At 67.3% G+C, this 19437-nt stretch carries 16 protein-coding genes; 9 read left to right on the top strand and 7 right to left on the bottom strand.

Going from position 1 to position 19437, the window contains the following annotated elements:
* Positions 1 to 206: 206 nt before the first annotated feature.
* Entirely contained in the window at positions 207 to 1544 is a 1338-nt protein-coding gene (locus ACSHXN_RS20815) for an MATE family efflux transporter (protein WP_355128638.1), read from the top strand.
* A gap of 158 nt (positions 1545 to 1702) precedes the next feature.
* On the opposite strand, the gene rplI is transcribed toward ACSHXN_RS20815, so the two are convergent.
* From rplI to rpsF, 4 genes are all read right to left on the bottom strand, one after another.
* Positions 1703 to 2149, bottom strand: a complete 447-nt coding sequence (gene rplI, locus ACSHXN_RS20810; RefSeq protein ID WP_355128639.1) for a 50S ribosomal protein L9 — start codon at positions 2147 to 2149, stop codon at positions 1703 to 1705.
* Between the two features lie 18 nt (positions 2150 to 2167).
* Entirely contained in the window at positions 2168 to 2404 is a 237-nt protein-coding gene (gene rpsR / locus ACSHXN_RS20805; RefSeq protein ID WP_003949403.1) for a 30S ribosomal protein S18, read from the bottom strand.
* Between the two features lie 81 nt (positions 2405 to 2485).
* Positions 2486 to 3079 carry a single-stranded DNA-binding protein gene (locus ACSHXN_RS20800; protein ID WP_355128641.1) on the bottom strand — a complete coding sequence of 198 codons (594 nt, stop codon included), beginning with the start codon at positions 3077 to 3079 and terminating at the stop codon, positions 2486 to 2488.
* Between the two features lie 74 nt (positions 3080 to 3153).
* Positions 3154 to 3444 (bottom strand): 30S ribosomal protein S6, encoded by a 291-nt coding sequence (gene rpsF, locus ACSHXN_RS20795; RefSeq protein ID WP_355128643.1) that lies wholly within the window; start codon positions 3442 to 3444, stop codon positions 3154 to 3156.
* 264 nt (positions 3445 to 3708) lie between these two features.
* Between rpsF and ACSHXN_RS20790 the strand changes: the two genes are divergently transcribed.
* From ACSHXN_RS20790 to ACSHXN_RS20780, 3 genes are all read left to right on the top strand, one after another.
* Positions 3709 to 4026 carry a hypothetical protein gene (locus tag ACSHXN_RS20790; RefSeq protein ID WP_355128645.1) on the top strand — a complete coding sequence of 106 codons (318 nt, stop codon included), beginning with the start codon at positions 3709 to 3711 and terminating at the stop codon, positions 4024 to 4026.
* Between the two features lie 158 nt (positions 4027 to 4184).
* A complete protein-coding gene (femX, locus tag ACSHXN_RS20785) occupies positions 4185 to 5303 on the top strand; it encodes a peptidoglycan bridge formation glycyltransferase FemX (RefSeq protein WP_355128647.1) in 1119 nt (372 codons plus the stop codon).
* 137 nt (positions 5304 to 5440) lie between these two features.
* Positions 5441 to 6472, top strand: a complete 1032-nt coding sequence (locus ACSHXN_RS20780; protein ID WP_355128649.1) for an alanine racemase — start codon at positions 5441 to 5443, stop codon at positions 6470 to 6472.
* A 94-nt stretch (positions 6473 to 6566) separates the two neighbouring features.
* Here ACSHXN_RS20780 and ACSHXN_RS20775 read toward each other — a convergent pair whose 3' ends face one another.
* A complete protein-coding gene (locus ACSHXN_RS20775; RefSeq protein ID WP_355128651.1) occupies positions 6567 to 8075 on the bottom strand; it encodes a glycosyltransferase family 87 protein in 1509 nt (502 codons plus the stop codon).
* A gap of 129 nt (positions 8076 to 8204) precedes the next feature.
* Positions 8205 to 10898: a transglycosylase domain-containing protein gene (locus tag ACSHXN_RS20770; protein ID WP_356291583.1), complete on the bottom strand. Its 2694-nt coding sequence runs from the start codon at positions 10896 to 10898 to the stop codon at positions 8205 to 8207.
* Positions 10899 to 11272: 374 nt separating this feature from the next.
* Between ACSHXN_RS20770 and ACSHXN_RS20765 the strand changes: the two genes are divergently transcribed.
* From ACSHXN_RS20765 to ACSHXN_RS20750, 4 genes are all read left to right on the top strand, one after another.
* Positions 11273 to 11953, top strand: coding sequence for a PadR family transcriptional regulator (locus tag ACSHXN_RS20765; RefSeq protein ID WP_355128655.1), 681 nt, complete (start codon positions 11273 to 11275; stop codon positions 11951 to 11953).
* 44 nt (positions 11954 to 11997) lie between these two features.
* On the top strand, positions 11998 to 13080 hold the full coding sequence (locus tag ACSHXN_RS20760) for an inositol-3-phosphate synthase (protein WP_355128657.1): 1083 nt from the start codon (positions 11998 to 12000) through the stop codon (positions 13078 to 13080).
* A 98-nt stretch (positions 13081 to 13178) separates the two neighbouring features.
* Positions 13179 to 14471: an MFS transporter gene (locus ACSHXN_RS20755; protein ID WP_355128659.1), complete on the top strand. Its 1293-nt coding sequence runs from the start codon at positions 13179 to 13181 to the stop codon at positions 14469 to 14471.
* A gap of 85 nt (positions 14472 to 14556) precedes the next feature.
* Positions 14557 to 15141 carry an LppU/SCO3897 family protein gene (locus ACSHXN_RS20750; protein ID WP_438303498.1) on the top strand — a complete coding sequence of 195 codons (585 nt, stop codon included), beginning with the start codon at positions 14557 to 14559 and terminating at the stop codon, positions 15139 to 15141.
* A 123-nt stretch (positions 15142 to 15264) separates the two neighbouring features.
* Here the strand turns inward: ACSHXN_RS20750 and ACSHXN_RS20745 are convergent, their stop codons facing one another.
* The gene (locus tag ACSHXN_RS20745; RefSeq protein WP_356107973.1) at positions 15265 to 16731 is read right to left on the bottom strand and encodes a CCA tRNA nucleotidyltransferase; all 1467 of its coding nucleotides are present in this window, start codon (positions 16729 to 16731) and stop codon (positions 15265 to 15267) included.
* Between the two features lie 244 nt (positions 16732 to 16975).
* On the opposite strand from ACSHXN_RS20745, the gene ACSHXN_RS20740 reads away from it, so the two are divergent.
* Positions 16976 to 19414, top strand: coding sequence for a DUF6049 family protein (locus ACSHXN_RS20740; protein WP_356107970.1), 2439 nt, complete (start codon positions 16976 to 16978; stop codon positions 19412 to 19414).
* The last annotated feature ends 23 nt before the right edge of the window (positions 19415 to 19437 follow it).

The following is a 19437-nucleotide window of genomic DNA, read 5'->3' as shown; positions in this document are numbered from 1 at the left end:
GGACAGTCCTGTGAACAAGCCCTCAGGCACCCCGTCAAAAACTCGTTGACCAGCACTTTTCCCATCCACCGGCTGTGCAGAAGAAAAACTTCCCCCGTAAGAGCAAGATCCCCGCGAAGGGGACACGACGTCGCGTCCCACTTCGATCTTCGTAAGGGGCACAACTGCTTTGCGTCTCTTACCTGTGGACGGTTAGATTGATGCCCATGACACAGGCCCCGGCGACATCGCGCGCCATCCGACACCGGCACGACCGGGAGATCGTCGCACTGGCCGTTCCGGCCTTCGGCGCGCTCGTCGCAGAGCCCCTGTTCGTCATGGCCGACAGTGCGATCGTCGGCCATCTCGGCACTGCACAACTGGCCGGCCTCGGCGTCGCCTCGGCGCTCCTCACCACCGCCGTGAGCGTATTCGTCTTCCTCGCCTATGCCACGACGGCCGCGGTCGCCCGCCGGGTCGGCGCCGGCGAACTCAGAGCGGCCATCCGCCAGGGCATGGACGGGATCTGGCTCGCGCTGCTCCTGGGAGCCGCCGTGATCGCCGTCGTCCTGCCCACCGCTCCCGGCATCGTGGAACTCTTCGGTGCCTCGCAGACAGCCGCCCCCTATGCGACGACGTACCTGCGGATCTCCGCCCTGGGCATCCCCGCAATGCTGGTCGTGCTCGCCGCGACCGGTGTCCTGCGCGGGCTGCAGGACACCCGGACACCGCTGTACGTGGCCATCGGCGGCTTTGTCGCCAACGCCGCCCTGAACGCGGTCCTCGTCTACGGTGTCGGTCTGGGCATCGCGGGCTCCGCTTGGGGAACAGTCATGGCCCAGTGCGGTATGGCCACCGTCTATCTGGTCGTCGTCGTCCGTGGCGCCCGTCGGCATGGTGCCTCGTTGCGGCCTGATACGGCCGGGATACGTGCCTCCGCACAGGCCGGAGTACCTCTGTTGGTCCGCACCCTGTCCTTGCGGGCGATCTTGATGATCGCCACTGCCGTCGCCGCACGGCTTGGGGACGCCGATATCGCCGCGCATCAGATCGTCCTGTCCCTGTGGAGCCTGCTCGCCTTCGCCCTGGACGCGATCGCCATCGCAGGACAGGCCATCATCGGACGCTATCTCGGAGCGGACGATCCACTGGGAGCCCGCGATGCGTGCCGCCGCATGGTGCAGTGGGGCATCGCCACCGGGGTCGGACTCGGTCTGCTTGTGCTCGCGACGCGCCCACTCTTCCTGCCCCTGTTCACCGGCGATCCGCGCGTCCATCAGGCGGCCCTTCCGGCCCTGATCCTCGTGGCCGTCTCACAGCCCATCTGTGGCGTCGTTTTTGTCCTCGACGGCGTACTGATGGGTGCGGGGGACGGACGGTATCTCGCATGGGCCATGTTGCTGACCCTGGCGGTCTTCGCACCCGTGGCCCTGATCGTCCCCGTTCTCGGTGGAGCGCTCACTGCGCTCTGGGCAGCCATGACCCTGATGATGACCGTGCGCATGGTCACCTTGTGGCTGCGCTCTCGCTCGGGCCACTGGATCGTGACCGGGGCGACGCGCTGAACGGACCCAAGGGCCGGGGTTCGTGCCGTTTCACGTGAAACGGCGTCCTGATTCGCGCTGTTTCACGTGAAACGGCACCCACGCCTTGCTGGAAACGAAGAAGGGCCGTACCCGACGGGTACGGCCCTTCCCTCAGCTGTTCAAGCCGAGCGCAGCGTTCACGCCGCGACAACCTCGATGCTGACCTTGGCGGCAACCTCGGGGTGCAGACGGACGGACGTCTCATGGGCGCCCAGCGTCTTGATCGGCGTGCCCAGCTCGATGCGACGCTTGTCCACCTCGGGGCCACCGGAGGCCTTGATCGCCGAGGCGATGTCGGCCGGGGTGACGGAACCGAACAGACGGCCGGCATCGCCGGAGCGAACAGCCAGACGGACCTTGACACCCTCGAGCTGCGCCTTGACCTGGTTGGCCTGCTCGATGGTCTGGATCTCGTGGATCTTGCGAGCACGACGGATCTGCTCGACGTCCTTCTCGCCGCCCTTGGTCCAGCGGATCGCGAACTTCCGCGGGATCAGGTAGTTGCGAGCGTAGCCGTCCTTGACGTCGACGACCTCGCCGGCGGCACCGAGGCCGGAGACCTCATGGGTGAGGATGATCTTCATGTGTCGGTCACCCTTCCCTTAGCGCGCGGTGGACGTGTAGGGCAGCAGCGCCATCTCACGGCTGTTCTTGACGGCCGTGGCGACGTCACGCTGGTGCTGCGTGCAGTTGCCGGTCACGCGGCGGGCACGGATCTTGCCGCGGTCGGAAATGAACTTCCGCAGCATGTTCGTGTCCTTGTAGTCCACGTACGTGACCTTGTCCTTGCAGAAAGCGCAGACCTTCTTCTTCGGCTTGCGCACAGGCGGCTTCGCCATGGTGTTTCTCCTGTGTGATCAAGAAGTGTGGGGTACGGCCCACCTTCGACCCGTCCGGGACCGAGGACCCGGCGCAAAGGCCTAGAAGGGGGGCTCGTCCGAGTAGCCGCCACCGCCGCCGCCGGAGCCGCCGGAGCCTCCGCCCCAGCCGCCACCGCCCTGGCCACCGGCCGGAGCGCCGGTCGCCCACGGGTCGTCGGCCGGAGCGCCGCCGCCCTGCTGGCCGCCACCGGGGCCTCCGCCCCAGCCGCCGCCACCCTGGCCGCCACCGCCACCGCCGCCGTAACCACCCTGCTGCCCACCGCGTCCGGCCGCGGTCTTGGTGACCTTGGCCGTCGCGTTGCGCAGGCTCGCGCCGACCTCGTCGACGTCGAGCTCGTAGACCGTGCGCTTGACGCCCTCCCGGTCCTCGTAGGACCGCTGCTTCAGTCGGCCCTGCACGATGACGCGCATGCCTCGCTGGAGCGACTCGGCGACGTTCTCCGCCGCCTGACGCCAGACCGAGCAGGTCAGGAACAGGCTCTCGCCGTCCTTCCACTCGTTCGTCTGCCGGTCGAAGGTGCGGGGGGTGGACGCGACACGGAACTTCGCGACCGCCGCACCGGACGGGGTGAAGCGCAGCTCGGGGTCATCGACAAGATTGCCGACGACCGTGATGACGGTCTCGCCTGCCATGGGGGAACCTCTCGGCGGGTTTGCTGCTGGCTGCTTGTGCTGCTACTCGGATCCCGGGATCACTGAGCGAAAGCTCAGTGGGTCTCGGGACGGAGGACCTTGGTCCGGAGGACCGACTCGTTCAGGTTCATCTGGCGGTCGAGCTCCTTGACGACCGCAGGCTCGGCCTGCAGGTCGATGACCGAGTAGATGCCCTCGGGCTTCTTCCTGATCTCGTACGAGAGACGACGACGACCCCAGGTGTCGACCTTCTCGACCTTTCCGCCGCCATCACGGACGACCGAAAGGAAGTTGTCGATCAGCGGGGAGACAGCACGCTCCTCGAGCTCGGGGTCGAGGATGACCATCACCTCGTAGTGACGCATGTGGAACCCACCTCCTCTGGACTCAGCGGCCACGGTCGTTCCGTGGCAGGAGGGTTGTGATGCGTACGCAACGGTATCGGCCGCCACCGACAATCGGATGTCGGTCGGCGGTTGACCCGGCACAGCCTGGGCAGACACCGGTGCAGACGGTACAGAGTACCCGCACACGTGCTTCCGGTTGAAATCCGGCCGGGGAGCCCGTCAATCTGTACACATCGGGTGTGTATGGCGCTACGATGCGCCGCCTTCCGCAGGAGGTGCCCCATGGCACAGGTATTGCGACCCAACACCACCGGTTCTCTCTTCGCCACGGACGGCAAGGCCCATCCCGTCCAGGACACCCTTCTCCTGGTGACCCTGGTGCTCGGGATCACGTCCTTCGTCACGGCGATGTTCCACAGCCTGCATCTGATCAGCTCCTGGACCGGCCTGGTGGGGATCTTCACCGGTGCCTTCGGTCAGTACATCTCCGTCACGACCCGTGAGCGCTTCGGCCTGATCCTGGGCCTCGGCGCCGCGGCCATCGGCTTCTTCCTCGGCATGGCCCACGGCGGTCTGTTCGGCGGCATCCTCGGCAGCTGACGCCGAATCGCGCCGCGGCCCCGCGGGCCGCGGCGGGATTCGATGGGCACAAAGGTTCCATACAGCCATTCGGGGCGCTCGTAGGGCGCAGTAGGCTTCGGCGCGAGAGCCGGAGCCCCTGTACCCATGGGGACACACCAGCCCGAGGAGCGCCCCGAATGAGCCTGACCCTGAGGACGATCAGCCGCGAGCAGCATCTGGCGTACATCCAGAGCCTGCCGGCGGCGAGCCACATGCAGGTCCCGGCCTGGGCAGACGTCAAGGCGGAGTGGCGCTCCGAGAGCCTCGGCTGGTTCGACAAGAACGGTGAACTCGTGGGCGCGGGGCTGGTTCTGTACCGCCAGCTGCCCAAACTCAAGCGCTACCTCGCCTATCTGCCCGAGGGCCCGGTCATCAACTGGTTCGCGCCGAATCTGAACGACTGGATCCAGCCGATGCTCGCGCACCTCAAGCAGCAGGGCGCCTTCTCCGTGAAGATGGGCCCGCCGGTGATCATCCGGCGCTGGGAGGCGAGCTCCATCAAGCAGGGCATCCAGGACCCGGACGTGAAGCGTCTGCGCGACATCGAGGCGGACTTCATCGAGCCGCGGGCCTTCGAGGTCGCCGACAAGCTGCGCCGCATGGGGTGGCAGCAGGGCGAGGACGGCGGCGCCGGCTTCGGTGACGTGCAGCCCCGGTACGTCTTCCAGGTGCCGCTCGCCAACCGCTCCCTGGAAGAGGTCCACAAGAACTTCAACCAGCTGTGGCGCCGCAACATCAAGAAGGCCGAGAAGGCCGGCGTCGACGTGGTCCAGGGCGGCTACCACGACCTCGAGGAATGGCAGCGGCTGTACGAGATCACGGCCGTGCGCGACCACTTCCGGCCCCGCCCGCTGTCGTACTTCCAGCGCATGTGGACGGCCCTCAACAGCGAGGACCCCAACCGTATGCGGCTGTACTTCGCGCGGCACAACGGCGTGAACCTCTCGGCCGCGACGATGCTGATCGTCGGCGGGCACGTGTGGTACTCCTACGGCGCCTCCGACAACGTCGGGCGCGAGGTCCGGCCCTCGAACGCGATGCAGTGGCGGATGCTGCGCGACGCCTACGCGCTCGGCGCCACCGTCTACGACCTGCGCGGTATCTCCGACTCCCTGGACGAGACCGACCACCTCTTCGGCCTGATCCAGTTCAAGGTGGGCACGGGCGGGCAGGCCGCCGAGTACCTCGGCGAATGGGACTTCCCCCTGAACAAGCTGCTCCACAAGGCGCTCGACCTCTACATGTCGCGCCGCTGACCACGGCGCCGCAGCCGAGGCCCACGGGCCGACGGCCCGAGCGCTCCGGCATCGCCCCGCCGGCCCGGCGGATACGTCACAATTTCCTCTCAGACCTCTGACACACGGCAGCCACAAGAAAGGTTCCGGGACCGGCCATGGCGCTCACGCTCTACGTCGACACCGCGCGCTGGCGGGCACACCACAAGCACGTGCGGGAGCAGTTCCCGGGGCTCGTCCCCGTCTGCAAGGGCAACGGCTACGGCTTCGGCCACGAGCGGCTGGCGGAGGAGGCCACCCGGCTGGGAGCCGACGTCCTCGCCGTGGGCACGACGTACGAAGCGGCCCGGATCAAGGACTGGTTCGGCGGTGACCTGCTGGTGCTGACGCCCTTCCGGCGCGGCGAGGAGCCCGTTCCGCTGCCCGACCGGGTCATCCGCTCGGTGTCGTCCGTGGACGGCGTGTACGGGCTCGTGGGGGCCCGTGTGGTCATCGAGGTGATGTCCTCGATGAAGCGGCACGGCGTGAGCGAGCAGGAACTGTCCCTTCTGCACTCCGCCATCGAGAACGTCCGCCTCGAAGGCTTCGCCATTCATCTGCCCCTCGACCGCACGGACGGCTCCGACGCCGTCGAGGAGGTCATCGGCTGGATGGACCGGCTGCGTGCGGCCCGGCTGCCGCTGCACACGATGTTCGTGAGCCACCTCAAGGCCGAGGAACTGGTCCGGCTTCAGCAGCAGTTTCCGCAGACGCGCTTCCGCGCCCGTATCGGCACCCGGCTCTGGCTGGGGGACCACGAGGCCACGGAGTACCGCGGGGCCATCCTGGACGTCACGAGGATCTCCAAGGGCGAGCGCTTCGGCTACCGGCAGCAGAAGGCGGCCTCCGACGGCTTCCTGACCGTCGTGGCGGGCGGAACGTCACACGGGGTGGGTCTGGAGGCCCCCAAGGCCCTGCACGGCGTCATGCCGCGCGCCAAGGGCGTCGCCCGGGCCGGTCTCGCGACGGTGAACCGGAATCTTTCGCCGTTCGTCTGGGCGGGCAAGCAGCGCTGGTTCGCCGAGCCCCCGCACATGCAGGTCTCGATCCTGTTCATCCCCTCGGATGCCACCGAGCCGAAGGTCGGCGACGAGTTGGTGGCCCACCTGCGCCACACCACGACGCAGTTCGACCGGATCGTCGACCGCTGAGGGCTGGGCGCAACCGCCCCTGGGCCCGATGACTGAGGCCGTACACGGATTCCGTGTACGGCCTCAGTCATCGGGTCCTGGCGGCCCTGTTCGCTCAGAGCGAACTCTTTCCTGTGGACTCCGCAGCCGGGCTGCCCCACTCCACGTGGGGCCCTTCGAAGTGCGCCGCGTGCCGGGGCGGATGAGCCGCGGCTCCCAGCGCGAAGGCGTCCGGTGCACCGTCCAGCACCCCGCCCGACGGGTCGTCGTCACCGGCCCGGCGCACTGTGTCCCGTTCCGGCATGAAGATGTCGCGTACGACCATGGCGCACAGGAAGAGCGTGCCCAAGAGGTGTGCGGCGATGGCGACTTGGTATCCGTCCGTCGGCAGGCCCTTGTGGGCGTCTCCGCTGGTCGTGTACGCGAGGTACATCCAGATCCCCAGGAAGTACGCCACCTCGCAGGCCTGCCAGATCAGGAAGTCACGCCAGCGGGGCCTGGCCAGCGCCGCGAGGGGAACCAGCCACAGCACGTACTGCGGCGAGTAGACCTTGTTGGTGAGGATGAACACCGCGACGATCAGGAACGCGAGCTGTGCGAAGCGCGGACGGCGTGGAGCCGTCAGTGTCATCGCGGCGATGCCCAGACAGGCGAACACCATCATGATCATCGCGCAGGTGTTGGCCGTGTCCTTGGTGATCTCGATATTGAACCAGCGCGAGATGAACAGGAAGACCGAGCCGAAGTCGACACCGCGTTCACGGCTGAAGCTGTAGAACTTCGACCAGCCCTCGGGGGCGAGGAACATCACGGGCAGATTGACCAGGAGCCACGCGCCGACAGCCCCCAGGAGGGCGGTCCCGTACTCCCGCCATCTGCCCGCCCGCCAGCACAGCACGAGCAGCGGTCCGAGAACGAGGAACGGATAGAACTTGGCGGCCGTGGCGAGCCCGACGAGGACTCCGAAAGCGAGCACCCGACCGCGCGACCACATCAGCATCGCGGCGGCCAGCAGGGCCACGGCAAGCAGGTCCCAGTTGATGGTGGCCGTCAGTGCGAAGGCGGGCGCGAGCGCGACCAGAAGGCCGTCCCAGGGGCGTCGGCGGTGCGTACGTGCGGTGCATACGGCGATGACCACGGCGCACACCATGAGCATCCCGGCGTTGACCATCCAGTAGGTCTGCTCCCGGGACTGGAGAGCACCGCTGCCCGGGGTCAGCCATGAAGCGACCTCCATGAACACACCGGTGAGCACCGGGTACTCGAGGTAGCTCATGTCGCCAGGAAGCCGGTCGAAGTAGGGCACAAGCCCGTCGGCGAAACCGCGCCCCTGGTAGAGGTGCGGGATGTCCGAGTAGCACGCGTGCGTGTACTGGGCGGTTGCCCCGAAGAACCAGCCGCTGTCGTAGCAGGGCAGCTTCTGGACCATCCCCAGGGCGAACATCCCGATCGCGACGAGCGCCACGACCCGTACGGGAGTCCACCAGGAGATCCCGAGCAGCGCACGCCGCCCGATGGGGCCCCCGATCAGCTCACTGCCGGCCGCAGCGACCTCGTCTTCCCGGGTCGGCCGCACCGTGTCCGGCTCGTGGACGCTCGCACGCGTCGTCTCTGCACTGGGCATGGGGCTCATACTGCCGCATCGGAGTAGGAACACGCCGAGGGCCGCCACACCTGGTCGGTGTGACGGCCCTTGTCCGGCCGGCGTTTCACGTGAAACAGAACGTTTCACGTGAAACACACTCAGTGACGGTTACCCGTTTGGTCCTCCGAAGAGTCCGCCTCCGTTGTTCCCGTTGCCCCGGGTGTTCCCGGAGCCCTGGCTCTCCGTCGGCGACGAGGTCACTCCACCTGTGCCACCGGTGTCGGTGCCGCCGTTGGTGTTGCCACCGTTGGTGTTGCCGCCGTTGTTCGCGCAGCCCCAACCGAAGTTGCCGCAGGTGTCGCTCGGTGAGGGCGGAGCAGTGAGCTGCGACTTCGTCGGCGTCGGGGTCGGCGACGGGCTCTGGGTGAGGCTCGGCGTGGGCGACGGGGTCGCACTCGGGCTCGGAGCGTCGTTGACGACCTCACCGATGGGCTCGGGCGTCGGGAACGACTGCACAGGTTGCCCGTCGAGCGCCTGCGCCATGTAGTCGTGCCAGATCTCGGCCGGGAACGAGGCACCGTGGATCTTGTCCTGCCCACCCGTTCCGTACATCTCCAAGAACGTGCGCGACTTGCTCTTCTCGTCGTCGTCCATGCGGTACATACCGATCGCGGTGGACAACTGCGGGGTGTATCCGACGAACCAGGCCGACTTGTTGCCGTCCGTCGTACCTGTCTTGCCCGCCACCTCACGGCCGGGGAGCCTGGCCGCGGTACCGGTGCCCTTGTCGACCACCGTCTTCAGGACGTCCGTCACATTGTCGGCGACGGCCGAGGTGTAGGCCTGCTTGGTCGCCTTGGCGTGCTGGTAGGTCGTTCCGTCCTTGCTGGTGACCTTGTCGACCGAGTACGGGTCGTTCTGCTTGCCGCTGGCCGCGAAGGTGGCGTAAGCACCGGCCATGCGGATCGCGCTGGGGTCGGACGTACCGATGGAGAACGACGGGAAGTTGGAGCTGGCCAGACTGCTGTCCAGGACACCCGCGTCCAGGGCGCTCTGCCTGACCTTGTCCAGTCCCACATCCATGCCGAGCTGGACGTAGACGGAGTTGACCGACTCCCGCATCGCCTCACGGAGGTCGATCCTGTAGTCCGGCGCACGTCCCACCGACTCACCGCCGTCGTTGGTCTGCAGCCACTCCTTGTCGTCCTTGTCGGTCCAGACGGTCCCGTCGTATTGCTTGATCTTGAGCTTGTTCTTACCGCTGTACAGGCTCTTCGGAGACGCGACGGTGCGTTCGTCCTGTGCCTGCTCCGGTCCGAGGTCCTTGTCGCGGACGCCCCACTTCATCGCGGCCGCCAGCACGAACGGCTTGAACGTCGAACCCACCTGGGCACCGGTCTGGTCGGCGTTGTCGGTGAAGTGCTTGGTCGCGTCCTCACCGCCGTAGATCGCCTCGATGGCGCCGGAGGTCGGGTTCACCGAAGCACCACCGAACTGGACGAACTTGTCCGTCTTCGGGCGCTTCTCGGGTTTGATGTTCGCCTGCTGGACCTTCTTCACGGCGGACTCGAGCTGGTCCACCTTCTTCTTCTGGAAGGTGGTGTAGATCGAGAGGCCACCCCGCTGCAGGATGTCCTGGGAGACGTGCGTCTTGTCGCTGTGGGTCACCAGGTAGCTGTTGGCCAGGTCGACGAGGTAACCGATCTGACCGCTCAGCCGGGTGTTGGACCGCGGGTTCTTGGACTTGGGCAAGGTCGTGTACTTGGCCCGGTCCGAGGCGCTCAGGTGGTTGTACAGGACCATCTTGTCCAAGGTGTCCTGCATCTGGCGCAGGGCACGCGCCCTGTTGGCCGTCGGCGTGGCGGACGTGTCGATCGAGGTCGCGCCCGCCGGGTCGTAGTACGTGGCGCCCTTGAGCATCGCCGCCAGGAAGGCGCACTCACCCGGGTTGAGCTTGACGGCGTCCTTGTCGAAGTACGCACGCGCGGCGGCCTGGATGCCGTAGGCGTTGCGGCCGTAGTACGCGGAGTTCAGGTAGCCGGCGAGGATGTCGTCCTTCTTGACGGTCGCCCCCACCTTGATCGAGATGAAGATCTCCTTGAACTTGCGGCTGACCGTCTGGGACTGGTCGTCGAGGCGCGCGTTCTTCACGTACTGCTGGGTGATGGTGGAGCCACCCTGGGTCTGACCGCCCGTCGCCATGTTGAAGACGGCGCGAGCGATGCCCTTCGGGTCGATGCCGCTGTCGGTGTAGAAGGTCTTGTTCTCCTGGGAGATGACCGCGTACCGCATCGCCTGGGGAATCTGCGAGAGATTGACGATCTGGCGGTTCGTCTCACCGCCCGTCGCCACCATCTGGGTGCCGTCGGCCCAGTAGTAGACGTTGTTCTGCGCCTGCGCGGTCTGTGCCACGTTCGGGACGCTCACCATGGCGTAGCCGATGCCCGCGACTGCCACGAGGCTTCCTATGAAGCCGATGAACAGGCCGCTCACCAGCTTCCACGAGGGCACCCAGCGCGCGGCTCCGTACTTGCCCGCCCGCGGGTAGTCGATGAGGCGCTTCTTGCCGGGAGGTGTGGCACGCCCTCTGCCCCGCCCGGGTCCGCTCGGGCCACCCGGCCCACGCCCTGGGCCCTCCGCGGCCCTGCGCCGGCTTCCTCCACCTCTCTGGGCTGCCCGCCGGGCCTCGGCTCGGCCACCGTACGGGCGCTCCTCACCTCCCGCTCCATACTCATCGGAAGGAGACCCGGTGGCGCCTCGCGGTGCCGCGCGGCGGTCGGAGGACGACGCCGACTGGCCACGTCGGGCCGCGGCACGTCCGCCTCCTTGGGGCTGCGACAGTTTGCGACGGTGCTCGCTCATCGAACGATTACTCCTCGGGCAGGCGCATCCTTGCGCGCCTGGAAACGGCAGCAGGTTTCCGGTCCCCCCGAAGTACGGATGTGGTCGTTGTTGCATTCACCCGTACGGCACCGAGGACGAGGACGCCCTCGGGCGTCACTCGGTTCCCGGTGTTGTGCATGCCGCACAGACTACGCACCGTCGAAACCCCCCGAGTCCCCAAGGTCACCCCAAATCAGGCAACTTGCCTCCTACGAATCGGTGATGTGACCCCGTTCACCCTCGCCCCTCTTGTCGCACCCGGAGGGGCGTTCTATCGTGCTGATGTATCGAGTCGATACATCAGCACGAGATAAAGTCCGTGTGGACGAGTCAGTGACAGGGAGGTGGCGCACATGAGCCGGCGTTCCGGGATCCTCGAGTTCGCCATCCTCGGTCTGCTCCGCGAGTCCCCGATGCACGGCTACGAGCTGCGCAAACGACTCAATACGTCACTGGGTGTGTTCCGTGCGTTCAGCTACGGGACGCTTTACCCATGCCTCAAGACGCTGGTCGCCAACGGCTGGTTGATCGAGGAATCGGCCGGCACACCCGACGACGTCCTCGCCGCTCCGCTCACGGGGCGGCGTGCCAAGATCGTCTATCGGTTGACGGCGCAGGGTAAGGAGCACTTCGAGGAGCTGCTCGCACAGACGGGTCCCGACGCGTACGAGGACGAGCACTTCGCCGCTCGTTTCGCCTTCTTCGGACAGACCTCCCGGGACGTGCGCATGCGCGTCCTGGAGGGCCGCCGCAGCCGCCTCGAGGAGCGCCTGGAGAAGATGCGTGCCTCCTTGGCACGTACCCGGGAGCGCCTCGACGACTACACCCTCGAGCTCCAGCGCCACGGAATGGAGTCCGTGGAGCGCGAAGTGCGCTGGCTGAACGAGCTCATCGAGAGCGAGCGGGCCGGGCGGGATCTCAGAGGTTCCACCGCCGACGGTTCCGCTTCGAACAGCACATCTGGAGAGACGGGCGGCCTGCCCCGGAACCGGGACACGTCCCGGCCGGATCCGTCCGACGACACCACCACGTGAGGTCCAGTCGGGGCTTCACCTCGTACACACAGGGAGCAACCGGAATGGGTTCGGTTCGCGTAGCCATCGTCGGCGTGGGCAACTGCGCTGCGTCGCTGGTGCAGGGAGTCGAGTACTACAAGGACGCCGATCCGGCGTCCAAGGTCCCGGGTCTGATGCACGTCCAGTTCGGCGACTACCACGTCCGTGACGTGGAGTTCGTCGCCGCGTTCGACGTGGACGCCAAGAAGGTCGGCCTCGACCTCTCGGACGCCATCGGCGCCTCGGAGAACAACACCATCAAGATCTGCGACGTCCCGTCCACCGGTGTGACGGTTCAGCGCGGCCACACCCTCGACGGTCTCGGCAAGTACTACCGCGCCACCATCGAGGAGTCCGCCGAGGCCCCGGTCGACATCGTCCAGGTCCTGAAGGACAAGCAGGTCGACGTCCTCGTCTGCTACCTGCCGGTCGGTTCCGAGGCGGCGGCGAAGTTCTACGCCCAGTGCGCCATCGACGCCAAGGTCGCCTTCGTCAACGCCCTTCCGGTCTTCATCGCCGGCACCAAGGAGTGGGCCGACAAGTTCACCGAGGCGGGCGTCCCGATTGTCGGTGACGACATCAAGTCCCAGGTCGGCGCCACCATCACGCACCGCGTCATGGCGAAGCTGTTCGAGGACCGGGGCGTCGTCCTGGACCGGACCATGCAGCTGAACGTCGGCGGCAACATGGACTTCAAGAACATGCTCGAGCGCGAGCGCCTGGAGTCCAAGAAGATCTCCAAGACGCAGGCCGTCACCTCCCAGATCCCCGACCGGGACCTCGGCGAGAAGAACGTCCACATCGGCCCGTCCGACTACGTGGCCTGGCTCGACGACCGCAAGTGGGCGTACGTCCGCCTCGAGGGCCGCGCCTTCGGTGACGTCCCGCTGAACCTGGAGTACAAGCTCGAGGTCTGGGACTCCCCGAACTCCGCCGGTGTCATCATCGACGCCCTGCGTGCCGCGAAGATCGCCAAGGACCGCGGCATCGGCGGCCCGATCCTGTCCGCATCCTCGTACTTCATGAAGTCCCCGCCGGTCCAGTACTTCGACGACGAGGCCCGCGAGAACGTCGAGAAGTTCATCAGGGGCGACGTCGAGCGCTGAGCGGGCGAACAACCGCGCTCCACGACCGGTCCGCCGGTCCTCATCGGGTCCCTGGGCCGCGCGCCCGGGGACCCGCGCAGTATGTGAGGCTGTGCCCCATGTCCGTCGTGCGCGACCTGCGTGTCCTCTTGCGCTTCCGGGACTTCCGGCGGCTGCTCACCGTGCGGCTGCTGTCCCAGGGAGCCGACGGCGTCTACCAGGTCGCGCTCGCCGCCTACGTCGTCTTCTCCCCGGAGAAGCAGACCTCACCAGGGGCCATCGCCTCCGCCATGGCCGTACTGCTCCTTCCTTACTCTCTCGTCGGCCCGTTCGCCGGCGTTCTGCTGGACCGCTGGCGGCGCCGACAGGTCTTCCTCCACGGCAACCTGTTGCGTGCCGTGCTGGCCTGCGCGACGGCCGTCCTGATGCTCGGCCATGTCCCCGACTGGCTCTTCTTCGCCTCAGCGTTGTGCGTCACCGCGATCAATCGCTTCGTCCTGGCGGGCCTGTCCGCGGCGCTGCCGCACGTCGTCGACGACGAACGTCTGGTCATCGCGAACTCGCTCTCCCCGACGGCCGGCACGCTCGCCGCCTCCGCGGGCGGCGGGCTCGCCTTCGTCGTGCGCCTGGCAGCAGCGGACTCCGACGCGGCGGTGGTGCTCCTCGGCGCCGGTCTGTATCTGGGTGCGGCACTCGCCTCGCTGAGCCTGGCCCCGGAACAGCTGGGCCCCGACCGGGAGTCGGTGCCGCCGAGGCTCGGCACCGCCCTCGTCGGCGCCACACGCGACCTGGCAGCGGGCGTGCGGCATCTCGGGGACCCTCCGCGCCGGGAAGCCACCTGGGCTCTGGGGGCGATGACGCTGATGCGGTTCTGCTACGGCGCGCTGCTCGTCCTGGTGCTGATGCTTTGCCGGTACGCCCTGTCCTCGGACCCCAGCCGTGGACTCGCCCTCCTGGGACTGGCCTTGGGGGTGTCCGGTGCCGGGTTCTTCGTTGCCGCGGTGGTGACACCGTGGGCGGCGGGGCGCCTCGGCCCCGGTGGCTGGATCATCGTGTGCGCCGCGATTGCAGCAGTCCTGGAGCCCGCGCTCGGTCTGCCGTTCGCCACGGGCCCCATGCTGGTCGCCGCTTTCGTGCTGGGGCTGATCACACAGGGGGCGAAGATCTCCACCGACACGCTCGTGCAGCACGCTGTCGACGACGGCTTCCGGGGGCGGGTCTTCTCCGTCTACGACGTCCTCTTCAACGTCGCGTTCGTCGGCGCCGCCGGGGTCGCCGCCCTGATGCTGCCCCCTGACGGCCGCTCAGTCCCACTCGTGGTCGCGGTCGGCCTCGTCTACGCGGCCATCGCCATGGCTATGCACCGATTTGAACGCCTCAAGTGTCACATCAAGGCTACGGACCCCCGCTGAACTTCAGGGTTGTCAGTCCTCACCGGTAGCTTACGTGCGTCTTATTTCGCGCCATGCGCACCCACGTTCGAGGGGGACTCCCAAAGTGACCACTCCGCCGCCCCAGGGTTCGAATCCTTACGCCCAGCAGCCCACCGCGCCCATGGGGCAGCAGCCCGGCTACCCGGGAGTCCCGCCGCAGCAAGCCGCTTACCCCGGAGCCCCTCAGCAGGCCGGCCAGCCGGGGGTCCCGCCGCAGCAGGGCGCCTACCCCGGCGTTCCGCCGCAGGGTGCCCCCTACGCGCCGTTCCCGAACCAGGGTGGTCCCGCTCCGGTCCCGCCGCAGCCGGGCCCTGCCAAGCGCGGCGGCAAGAAGGCCCTGCGTATCGTCGGCATCATCGTTGTCGCGCTCATCGTTGCCGGCATCAAGTTCGGCATAGGTTGGTTCATGTCCGAGACGGACGCGGAGACCACATCGGTGGGCTCCTGCATGCACAACGCCGGCACGGAGAGCAGTGCCGACCTCAAGGAAGTCGACTGCTCCTCCAGCGAGGCCCAGTACAAGGTCGTCCAGAAGTTTGACGGCAGCAGCGACGAGAACAAGTGCCAGAACGTCGAGGCAGCGACGATCTCCTACATCCAGTCCGGTGGAGGCCACGACGTGGTGCTCTGCCTGAAGGAGACCAAGTAACACCTCGGGCCGAAAACGACGACGGGGGCGATGTTTCACGTGAAACATCGCCCCCGTCAGGTTCCGGGACTTCGCCGCATCACGGGGTCATGTTTCACGTGAAACATGACCCCGTTCCACATCTCAGCTCTGCTCGGCCCACCAGTGCTTGAGTTCCGCCACTGCGGAATCGTGCTCCATCGGGCCGTTCTCCAGCCGGAGCTCCAGCAAGAACTTGTACGCCTGACCCACAACCGGCCCTGGGCCGACACCCAGGATCTCCATGATCTGGTTGCCGTCCAGGTCGGGGCGGATCGCGTCCAGCTCCTCCTGCTCCTGGAGCTGGGCAATACGCTCCTCCAAGCCGTCGTAGGCCCGGGAGAGCGCCGCCGCCTTGCGCTTGTTGCGGGTCGTGCAGTCCGACCTCGTCAGCTTGTGGAGGCGGTCGAGGACCGGACCGGCGTCACGCACATAGCGGCGTACGGCGGAGTCCGTCCACTCGCCGGCGCCATAGCCGTGGAAACGCAGATGCAGCTCGACCAGGCGTGAGACGTCCTTCACCAGGTCGTTGGGATACTTCAGCGCCGTCATCCGCTTCCTGGTCATCTTGGCGCCGACCACCTCGTGGTGATGGAAGGAGACCCGGCCGTCATCCTCAAAACGTCGCGTCCTGGGCTTTCCGATGTCATGGAGCAGCGCGGCAATCCTCAAGGTCAGGTCGGGACCGTTCTCCTCCAGTGCCATCGCCTGTTCCAGCACGATCAACGTGTGGTCGTAGACGTCCTTGTGGCGGTGGTGCTCATCACGTTCCAGCCGCAGAGCAGGAAGCTCCGGGATGACACGGTCGGCGATCCCGGTCTCGACCAGCAGCCTCAGCCCCTTGCGGGGGTGTGCGGACAGGATGAGCTTGTTCAGCTCGTCCCGCACACGCTCGGCGGAGACGATCTCGATACGGCCGGCCATCTCCTTCATGGCCTCGACCACCTCGGGAGCGACCTCGAAGTCCAGCTGAGCGGCGAAGCGGGCGGCCCGCATCATGCGCAGCGGGTCGTCCGAGAACGAATCCTCGGGCGTCCCGGGGGTGCGGAGCACCCGGGCGGCGAGGTCACCGAGGCCGCCGTACGGATCGATGAACTCCTTCTCGGGCAGCGCGACGGCCATCGCGTTGACCGTGAAGTCCCGACGTACCAGATCCTGCTCGATGGAGTCGCCGTACGACACCTCGGGCTTGCGCGAGGTCCGGTCGTAGGCCTCGGACCGGTAGGTCGTCACCTCGATCTGGAAGCGCTGCACCGCGTCTCCGACGCGGGCGTCCTTCTGCGCGCCGACCGTACCGAAGGCGATGCCCACGTCCCATGTGGCATCCGCCCACGGCCTCACGATCTTCAGAACGTCCTCTGGACGGGCATCGGTCGTGAAATCGAGGTCATTGCCCAGACGCCCGAGCAGGGCATCCCGCACCGAGCCGCCGACCAGGGCGAGCGAGAACCCGGCGTCCTCAAAACGACGGGCGAGATCGTCGGCGACAGGGGACACGCGCAGTAGTTCACTCACTGCACGGCGTTGCACCTGGTTCAGGGCACTGGGATTGTCTTCGTTGGCGTTCGGCACAGCAGAAAAGGGTACGTGGCCGGGACGCGGACGGGCGCCTCCATTAAACGAGTACGGGCGCCCGGTGAACATGCACAAACATCCCCCCTAGATGTTTACTCGTATCTCAGTAGATAAAGGGCAGCCGGACGCCCGGTGCGGATCTTGGGGCACGGACCGTGGCACTTCCCTTCCGCGCGCATCGTTACCATGCGTGGACGCACATTCCGACGACCACTGACGACGACGAGGGACGGGCGAGCGCGTGGCCGAGGCGGCAGACTTCCAGGGGATGAGTCCCTCACCTGCCCGTCGGTGGCTCCGGCGCACCGGAGCGCTGCTCGCGGGCGCGCCTCTGCTGACCGGCCTGCTGCAGCTGCCCGCAGGCCAGGCCGCTCAGGCCGCCGAGAAGGGCTCTCCGGCGCAGGCCAGCGGTTCCCGCACGGTCAGCGTCTCCGTCGACTCACTCACCCCCAGTACGCCGACCGACCACGACACCCTGACCGTCTCCGGCACGGTCACCAACAACGGCAAGCAGCCCGTCACGGACGCGCATGTGGGTCTGCGTGTCGGTCCGACGCCCTTGTACAGTCGCGCGGCCATCGCCGACGCCGCCGAGCGGACCGGATACCGGCCCGGCACCGACGGCTCCGAGCTGGGTGGCAAGTACGTCACCGAGTTCGACAAGCTCGCCCCGGGCGTCTCGCAGCCCTTCAGTATCTCCGTCCCCGTCGAGGATCTGGATCTGGGTTCCGACGGGGTCTACCCGCTCGGTGTCTCGCTCTCCGGTGAGACCGCCTCGCAGCCCTACGAGCAGGTGCTCGGCATACAGCGGACCTTCCTGCCGTGGCAGCCCGACGGCGCCTCCACCAAGACCAGGACGACGTTCCTGTGGCCGCTGATCTCCGGCGTCCACATGACCGCGGAGACGCTGCCCAACCAGCAGCAGACACCCGTCTTCCAGAACGACGACCTCGCCCGGGAGCTCGCTCCTGGCGGCCGTCTCTCCCAGCTCCTGTCGCTCGGCAAGGACCTGGACGTCACATGGGTGATCGACCCGGACCTGCTCGCCTCGGTGGACGCCATGACGGGCAGCTACAGCATCAAGGGCGAGGGCGACAAGGTCACGACGGGCAAGAACCAGACGATCGCCAAGCAGTGGCTCTCCGAGCTCGAGAAGGCGGTCCAGGACAAGGAGGTCGTGGCACTCCCGTTCGCCGACCCCGATCTGGCCTCGCTGGCGCACAACGGCAGGAACGTCACGGGTTCCCTGAGCCACCTCAAGGACGCCACGGATGTGGCGTCCAGCACCGTGGAGACCGTCCTCCACGTGAAACCCGACACGGACTTCGCCTGGCCGGTGAACGGCGCGATCGATCCGTCGATCGTCAAGGTCGCCACCTCCGCGGGCGCCGACAAGGTGATCGCCCGCAGCGACAGCCTCCAGGACGATCGGCTGTCGTACACGCCCACGGCCGCCCGCCCCATCGGCGGCGGAACGACGGCCGTGGTCGCGGACGCCGGCCTGTCGACGCTGTTCGGGGGTGACATGACCTCGGCCGCGGACTCCACCCTCGCCGTGCAGGAGTTCCTCGCCCAGAGCCTGATGATCAACCTGCAGAAACCCGACAGGGCACGCAGCATCGTCATCGCACCTCAGCGGATGCCCTCCGCGGACCAGGCCCAGTCGATGGCGCAGGCGGTGAGGACCCTCCAGGGAGGCGGCTGGTCACTGCCCGCCGGTCTGTCGGATGCCGCCAAGGCCAAGCCGGATCCGGGCGCCACGACCAAGGTGCCGTCCATGTCCCGCTACCCCTCGTCGCTGCGCAAGGCTGAGCTGCCCCAGTCGGCGTTCCAGCAGATCGAGGAGACCCAGGACAAGCTCGACAGCTTCAAGGTGATCCTCAGCGACCCCTCCCGGGTCGTGACCCCCTTCGGACGGGCGATAGATCGCTCCGTGTCCACGTCGTGGCGAGGGCACGTCACCGGGGCGTCGACGTTCCGCCAGGGCGTGGAGTCGTACCTCGAGCAGCTCACCAGCCAGGTCCGGCTGATCCAGAAGTCCGAGACGAAGCTCTCCGGTCGCAGCGCCACGATCCCGGTCACGGTCCAGAACAACCTGATGCAGGGGGTCGACCATCTGGTCCTGCGGCTCACCTCGCAGCAGCCGACCCGATTGAAGATCGGCAACGGCCCCTACTACGAGCAGCCCATCACCGTCTCGGGCGGCCACAGCCAGTCCGTGAAGTTCACGACGACGGCCAACGCCAACGGCCGGGCCTCCGTGGTGGCCCAGCTCTTCACGGAGGACGGTCGCGCCTACGGCTCCGCCGTCACCTTCGATGTGAACGTCACCGAGATCACGCCCACGGTGATGCTGGTCATCGCCGGCGGCGTCCTGCTGCTGGTGCTCGCCGGTTTCCGCATGTACACGCAACGCAAGAGGCTGGCTGCACGGCGGGCCGAGGAAGAGCAGAACGACGGCCCCGAAGGCCCGGACAGCGCCTCGGAAGAGGGGGGTCTGAACGGGGCCGCGGACGGGGCCGTAGACACTGGGGACGGCGAAACCTCGGCAAGGACACCGGGAGGGGAGTCGGACGCGGAGACCGGGGCAGACGACCGGAAGCAGCCGAGTGACCCGACACCGGACACCGCAACGGAAAGCGCCGACCCGTCCGGCGCGGGTGAGAGAGTGGACCGTTGAGCGATGTCGTGGCCGGTGGGCCT

The sequence above is a fragment of the Streptomyces sp. HUAS TT11 genome (assembly GCF_051553595.1).
GTDB lineage: Bacteria > Actinomycetota > Actinomycetes > Streptomycetales > Streptomycetaceae > Streptomyces.
Note: the sequence above shows the minus strand (reverse complement) of the source record. Positions and strands in the feature narration are given on the sequence as shown.

Bases quoted from the DNA above. Each gene is read 5' to 3' on its own strand.
- femX (WP_355128647.1), top strand. From the start codon at position 4,185: ATGAGCCTGACCCTGAGGACGATCAGCCGCGAGCAGCATCTGGCGTAC.
- ACSHXN_RS20790 (WP_355128645.1), top strand. From the start codon at position 3,709: ATGGCACAGGTATTGCGACCCAACACCACCGGTTCTCTCTTCGCCACG.
- rplI (WP_355128639.1), bottom strand. From the start codon at position 2,149: ATGAAGATCATCCTCACCCATGAGGTCTCCGGCCTCGGTGCCGCCGGC.
- ACSHXN_RS20800 (WP_355128641.1), bottom strand. From the start codon at position 3,079: ATGGCAGGCGAGACCGTCATCACGGTCGTCGGCAATCTTGTCGATGAC.
- ACSHXN_RS20755 (WP_355128659.1), top strand. From the start codon at position 13,179: ATGTCCGTCGTGCGCGACCTGCGTGTCCTCTTGCGCTTCCGGGACTTC.
- ACSHXN_RS20780 (WP_355128649.1), top strand. From the start codon at position 5,441: ATGGCGCTCACGCTCTACGTCGACACCGCGCGCTGGCGGGCACACCAC.
- rpsF (WP_355128643.1), bottom strand. From the start codon at position 3,444: ATGCGTCACTACGAGGTGATGGTCATCCTCGACCCCGAGCTCGAGGAG.
- ACSHXN_RS20775 (WP_355128651.1), bottom strand. From the start codon at position 8,075: ATGCCCAGTGCAGAGACGACGCGTGCGAGCGTCCACGAGCCGGACACG.
- ACSHXN_RS20815 (WP_355128638.1), top strand. From the start codon at position 207: ATGACACAGGCCCCGGCGACATCGCGCGCCATCCGACACCGGCACGAC.
- ACSHXN_RS20770 (WP_356291583.1), bottom strand. From the start codon at position 10,898: ATGAGCGAGCACCGTCGCAAACTGTCGCAGCCCCAAGGAGGCGGACGT.
- ACSHXN_RS20760 (WP_355128657.1), top strand. From the start codon at position 11,998: ATGGGTTCGGTTCGCGTAGCCATCGTCGGCGTGGGCAACTGCGCTGCG.
- ACSHXN_RS20765 (WP_355128655.1), top strand. From the start codon at position 11,273: ATGAGCCGGCGTTCCGGGATCCTCGAGTTCGCCATCCTCGGTCTGCTC.
- rpsR (WP_003949403.1), bottom strand. From the start codon at position 2,404: ATGGCGAAGCCGCCTGTGCGCAAGCCGAAGAAGAAGGTCTGCGCTTTC.